Raw genomic sequence first — 6,093 nt, 5'->3', positions numbered from 1 at the left:
TCCTTGGCCCCACCGGGGTGGGCAAGACCGAGCTGTGCAAGGCGCTGGCCGGCTTCCTGTTCGATACCGAAGACGCGATGGTGCGCATCGACATGAGCGAGTTCATGGAAAAACATTCCGTGGCCCGCCTGATCGGCGCGCCCCCGGGTTACGTCGGCTACGAAGAGGGTGGTTACCTCACCGAAGCCGTGCGTCGCCGGCCCTACAGCGTGCTGCTGCTCGACGAAGTCGAGAAGGCGCATCCCGATGTGTTCAACATCCTGCTGCAGGTGCTCGACGACGGCCGCCTGACCGATGGCCAGGGCCGCACGGTTGACTTCCGCAACACCGTGATCGTGATGACCTCGAACCTGGGCAGCCAGCACATCCAGGAACTGAGCGGCGAAGGCGACGCGGCCTATGTGCAGATGAAGGCGGCGGTGATGGGGGTGGTGCAGTCGCACTTCCGCCCGGAGTTCATCAACCGGCTCGACGAGATCGTGGTCTTCCACCCGCTGGGCCGCGACCAGATCCAGGCCATCGCCCGCATCCAGACCGCCTACCTGTCCAAGCGCCTGGCCGAGCGGCAGATCGCCCTGGAAATCGACGAATCGGCGCTGGCCCTGCTGGGCAACGTCGGCTTCGACCCGGTCTACGGCGCCCGGCCGCTCAAGCGCGCGATCCAGCAGCAGCTGGAAAACCCGCTGGCGCAGAAGATCCTGGCCGGCGAGTTCGGCCAGGGCGACACGGTGCGCGTGGGTGCCGACGCCGGCACCCTCACCTTCGCCAAGTCCTGAACCAACACCGTGGGAGGGGCTTCAGTCCCGGTTTGCCCGAATCGGGACTGACGTCCCTCCCACCAAAGCCTGACCCGATTTTCATCGGCGGCCCGTCAGGCTTGGCAAATGACCCTCCAACTCGTCTGGTTCAAACGCGACCTGCGCAGCGTCGACCATGCTCCGCTGGTCGAGGCGGCGGCGCGCGGGCCGGTGCTGCCGCTTTACGTGGCCGAGCCCGCGTACTGGGCCTTGCCCGACACCAGCGGTCGCCAGTGGGAGGCGATTGTCGACGGCCTGCATGACCTGCGCCAGGACCTCGCCCGCCTGGGCCAGCCGCTGGTGGTGCGCACCGGCGATGTCATCGAGGTTTTCGAAGCCCTGCACGCCGGGCCGGGCATCGCCGCCCTGTGGTCGCACGAAGAAACCGGCAATGCCTGGACCTACGCCCGCGACCGGCGGGTGATCGCCTGGGCGCGCGCCCGCGGCATTGCCTGGCACGAAATCCCGACCGGCGGCGTCCATCGCCGGCTGCGCAGCCGCGCCCGCTGGGCCTCGGGCTGGGAAGCACGCATTGCGCCGGCGCCGTTGGCCGAACCCGCCCTGCCACCGCTGTCGGGCATTGCACCGGGGCCGATTCCGACCGCGAACGACCTGGGCATGGCACCCGACTCCTGTCCCGGCCGCCAGCGTGGCGGGCGCCGGCGCGGCGAACGCGCGCTGCAGACCTTCCTGGCCGGGCGAGCCGAAGGCTACCAGCGCGGCATGAGCAGCCCGCTGTCGGCGCAGACCCGGTGCTCGCGCCTGTCCGTCGCCCTGGCCACCGGCACGCTGTCGCTGCGCGAAGTGGTGCACGCCCTGCGTGCGGCGCGCGCACGGGGCGGGCCGGTTCCCGCCCGCGATCTGGCCGCCTTCGACAAGCGCCTGCACTGGCACTGCCACTTCATCCAGAAGCTCGAAAGCGAACCGGCCATCGAGTTCCGCAACGTGCACCGTGGTTTCGACGGCCTGCGCGAAGACCAGTTCAACCACGAATGGTTCGACGCCTGGCAGCGTGGCGAAACCGGCTGGCCCTTCGTCGACGCCTGCCTGCGCGCCTTGCAGCAGACCGGTTGGATCAACTTCCGCATGCGCGCAATGCTGGTGTCGGTCAGCAGCTACCACCTTTGGCTGCACTGGCCCGCGCCTGCCCGCCAGCTGGCGCGCTGGTTCACCGACTACGAACCGGGCATCCACTACCCGCAGGTGCAGATGCAGGCCGGCGTCACCGGCATCAACATCCCGCGCATGTACAACCCGGTGAAACAATCGCAGGACCAGGACCCGCGCGGCGAATTCATCCGCCGCTGGCTGCCCGAACTCCAGGGCGTGCCCGACACGTGGATCCACACGCCCTGGCAGATGGGTGCGGCCCGGCAGCGCGCCGCCGGCCTGCGCATCGGCGAAAACTATCCGGCCCCGGTGCGCGACCACGAACACGCCGCGCGCGAAGCCCGGGCGAAACTCACGGCCTGGAAACGCGCCTACGTGGCCCGCGAAGAAAGCCAGCGCGTCTTCGAAAAGCACGGCAGCCGCAAGCGCCAGCCCGTCCGCGGTCGAAGCAAGCCCACGACGCCGCTGCCGCCGCCCGCCCCGCAGGGCGATCTCTTCTAGCGCCGCTCAGGTCGCTCGGTGTTTGCGGAACGGCGGCGCGGACAGCGCCATCTCGGCCATGGAGTGCGCGAGTTCCTTTTCCGCCAGGACCGCGCCGTCGGCACCGTGCTCCAGCAGGTGCCTGACCTCGCCGTCGCTGTGCGCACGGGCCAGGATGGTCATGTCGGGGCGGATGGCGCGCAGGCGGGCCACCACCTCGCCGGCTTCCAGCGGCTGGGGAATGGCCAGGATCACCAGGCTCGCGTTCTCCGGCGCCGCTTCGTCGAGCACCCGGGTGTTGGCGGCGTTGCCCCGGATCGCGGGATAGCCGTCGTCGCGGGCCTTTTGAACCAGGTCGGCATCGTCGTCGATCACCACCAGCGGCACCGCGCGTTCGCGCAGCAGCTTGGCGATTTCGCTGCCGACGCGGCCGAAGCCGATCAGGATGGCGTGTTCACCCTCCGGCATCGGCGGGCCGACCCAGCGTGGTTTGCGCGGCTTCGGCGCGGCATCGGCGGCCGCCTGCGACCGCCGCGCCTGCCACACATCCAGCCAGCCAAAGATCAGCGGGTTGGCGATGATCGAAAGCAGCGAGCCGGCCAGCACCAGGTCGCGGCCTTCCTCGGGCAGGATGCCCAGCGACACGCCCAGCGCCGCCAGGATGAAGGAGAACTCGCCGATCTGCGCCAGGCTGGCGGAAATCGTCAGCGCGGTATCGCTGGGATGCTTGAACGCGCGAACGATCAGGTAGGCCGCCGCGGACTTGCCGACAACGATTATCAGGAAAGTCGCCACCACCGGGATCGGCTGCTCGATCATGATCATCGGGTCGAACAGCATGCCCACCGACACGAAGAACAGCACGGCGAAGGCATCGCGCAGCGGCAGCGAATCCGACGCCGCCTTGTGGCTAAGGTCGCCGTTGAGCAGCATGCCGGCGAAAAACGCGCCCAGCGCGAAGGACACGCCGAACAGTTTCGCCGACCCGAAGGCCACGCCCAGCGCGATCGCCAGCACCGACAGCGTGAACAGCTCGCGCGAGCCAAAGCCGGCGACCTTTTCCAGCACCCAGGGGATGGCGCGCTTGCCGACCACCATCATCACCGCCACGAAGGCGCTGACCTTCAGGAAGGTCCAGCCCAGCGAACCCAGGATCGAGCCCGTGCCGGCGCGGTCGCCGTCGCCCGCGCCCATGGCGTCGGCCAGGGCCGGCAGCAGCACCAGCGCCGCCACCATCACCAGGTCCTCGACGATCAGCCAGCCGACGGCGATCTTGCCGCGCCGGGTTTCCAGCAGGCGCCGGTCCTCCATGGCGCGCAGCAGCACCACGGTGCTGGCCACCGACAGCGCCAGGCCGAACACCAGGCCGTGCAGGGTGGGCCAGCCCATGAACCAGGCCAGGCCCCAGCCCAGCACCGTGGCCGTGGCGATCTGCACGATGGCGCCGGGAATGGCGATCGCCTTCACTTCCAGCAGGTCTTCGACCGAAAAATGCAGGCCGACGCCGAACATCAGCAGGATCACGCCGATTTCCGACAGCTCCATGGCCAGCGACGGGTCGGCCACGAAACCCGGGGTGAAGGGCCCCACCAGGATGCCCGCCAGCAGGTAGCCGACGATGGGCGAGAGTTTCAGGCGGTGGGCGAGGGTGCCCAGCACGAAAGCCAGCACCAGGCCCATGGCCAGCAGGGCGATCAGTGGCGTGTCGTGGGGCATGCGGGGTCCTCGCCGGGGGGACTGATAGACTACCCGACCTTTCAAGCAGCGCCTGTCATGATCGCCTTCCGCAACTTCGCCCTGCGCCGCGGGGAACACCTGCTGCTATCGCAGGTCGACCTGTCCTTGCACGCCGGCTGGCGGGTGGGCGTTATCGGCCGCAATGGCTGCGGCAAGTCCAGCCTGTTCGCCGCCATCCTGGGCGAGGTCGAAGCCGACAAGGGCGACATCGACCTGCCTGGCAAGACACGCATCGCCTGGGTGGCGCAGGAAACCCCCTCGCTGCCGGACCCGGCCATCGACTACGTGCTGGCCGGCGACACCGAAGTGCACGCGGTGCTGCAGGCCGAAGCGGCCGCCACCGAAGCCGAGGACTGGGACGCGGTGGCCGAAGCGCACCAGCGCCTGGCCGAGATCAACGGCTACGACGCCACCGCCCGCGCCGGCCGCCTGCTGCACGGCCTGGGCTTTCCGCCGGAAACCCATAACAAGCCGGTGTCCGATTTCTCGGGCGGCTGGCGCGTGCGCCTGAACCTGGCGCGGGCGCTGATGATGCCCTCGGACCTGCTGCTGCTCGACGAACCCACCAACCACCTCGACCTTGACGCCGTGCTGTGGCTTGAACAGTGGCTGCTCAAGTACCCGGGCACGCTGCTGATGATCTCGCACGACCGCGAGTTCCTCGACGGCCTGAGCACGCACACCCTGCACCTGCACGAAGGCCGGGCCAAACTCTACGTCGGCGACTACACCAGCTTCGAACGCCAGCGCGCCGAACACCTGCGCCAGCAGCAGATCGCCCACGACAAGGAACAGGTCGAACGCGCGCACCTGCAAAGTTTCATCGACCGGTTCAAGGCCAAGGCCAGCAAGGCCAAGCAGGCCCAGAGCCGCATGAAGCGCCTGGCCAAGCTGGCCGGCACCGAAGCCGTGCGCGCCGAACGCGCCTTCAACATCAACTTCGCCGAGCCGGCGAGGCTGCCGCATTCGATCATCCGCATCAACCACGGCGAGGCGGGATATGGCGCCGATGCGATCATCCTGCACGACGTCGGTTTCGGCCTGGAGGCCGGCGACCGCGTCGGCCTGCTCGGCCCCAACGGCGCCGGCAAGTCGACGCTGGTGAAAACCCTTGTCGGTGAACTGCCGCTGCTGGGCGGCGAACGCGTGGCGCACCCCGACATGCGCATCGGCTACTTCGCCCAGCACACCGTCGAGAGCCTGCACGAAGGCCAGAGCCCGTTGTGGCACCTGAAGGAAATCGCGCCCAACGCCGGCGAACAGCAGCTGCGCAACTTCCTGGGCCGCTGGAACTTCATCGGTGACCGCGCCTTCGAAAACGTCGATGGCTTTTCCGGCGGCGAGCGCGCGCGCCTGGCCCTGGCCCTGATCGCCTACCGCGAACCGAACGTGCTGCTGCTCGACGAACCCACCAACCACCTCGACCTGGACATGCGCGAGGCGCTGGCCGAGGCGCTGTCCGACTTCCCCGGCGCGATCGTGCTGGTCTCGCACGACCGCCACCTGATCGGCCTGGTCTGCGAAACCTTCTGGCGCGTCGCCGACGGCCACGTCGAAGAATTCAACGGTGACCTGGACGAATACGCCGCCTGGCTGCGCTCGCGCGGCAACGAGCCCAAGGCCCCCAAGGCCGCCGCCGCGCCGCCGCCCAAGCCGGCCAAGCCGGTGCGCAGCAAGCACGAACAGGACACGGCCGCACGCCGCGCCCGCCAGCTCGAAACCCGCGTCGCCGAACTGGCCGAACAACTCGCCCAGGTCGAAGCCCAGCTCGCCGACCCGGCGATCTACGGCAACGACGGCGGTTCCGAAGTCGGCCAGCTGACCCAGCGCCAGCAAAAACTCGTCGCCGAGAAAGACGCGCTGGAAGCCGAGTGGCTGGCGCAGCTGGAGATCGCTGAAGCCTGAGCGGCCCCGGGGACAGGTGCAAAAAAAACCCGGGTCAGAGTCGAGTTTTGGAAATGCGACTCTG

The 6,093-nt window shown here is 68.8% G+C and carries 4 protein-coding genes; 3 read left to right on the top strand and 1 reads right to left on the bottom strand.

The genetic code is table 11. From position 1 onward, the window contains the following. Together AACZ35_RS11400 and AACZ35_RS11395 are read left to right on the top strand one after the other, a co-directional pair. A partial coding sequence (locus tag AACZ35_RS11400) for an AAA family ATPase (RefSeq protein WP_339829334.1) occupies positions 1-776 on the top strand: 776 nt, incomplete at its 5' end. Positions 777-884: 108 nt separating this feature from the next. Further along, a complete protein-coding gene (locus tag AACZ35_RS11395) occupies positions 885-2,408 on the top strand; it encodes an FAD-binding domain-containing protein (protein WP_339829332.1) in 1,524 nt (507 codons plus the stop codon). Between the two features lie 6 nt (positions 2,409-2,414). Here the strand turns inward: AACZ35_RS11395 and ybaL are convergent, their stop codons facing one another. Further along, positions 2,415-4,103, bottom strand: a complete 1,689-nt coding sequence (ybaL, locus tag AACZ35_RS11390) for a YbaL family putative K(+) efflux transporter (RefSeq protein ID WP_339829330.1) — start codon at positions 4,101-4,103, stop codon at positions 2,415-2,417. A gap of 57 nt (positions 4,104-4,160) precedes the next feature. Between ybaL and AACZ35_RS11385 the strand changes: the two genes are divergently transcribed. Next, positions 4,161-6,029, top strand: coding sequence for an ATP-binding cassette domain-containing protein (locus tag AACZ35_RS11385; protein ID WP_339829327.1), 1,869 nt, complete (start codon positions 4,161-4,163; stop codon positions 6,027-6,029). The last annotated feature ends 64 nt before the right edge of the window (positions 6,030-6,093 follow it).

Source organism: uncultured Arenimonas sp., from assembly GCF_963976025.1.
In the GTDB taxonomy this organism is placed as follows: domain Bacteria; phylum Pseudomonadota; class Gammaproteobacteria; order Xanthomonadales; family Xanthomonadaceae; genus Arenimonas.
Note: the sequence above shows the minus strand (reverse complement) of the source record. Positions and strands in the feature narration are given on the sequence as shown.

Bases quoted from the DNA above. Each gene is read 5' to 3' on its own strand.
- AACZ35_RS11395 (WP_339829332.1), top strand. From the start codon at position 885: ATGACCCTCCAACTCGTCTGGTTCAAACGCGACCTGCGCAGCGTCGAC.
- ybaL (WP_339829330.1), bottom strand. From the start codon at position 4,103: ATGCCCCACGACACGCCACTGATCGCCCTGCTGGCCATGGGCCTGGTG.
- AACZ35_RS11385 (WP_339829327.1), top strand. From the start codon at position 4,161: ATGATCGCCTTCCGCAACTTCGCCCTGCGCCGCGGGGAACACCTGCTG.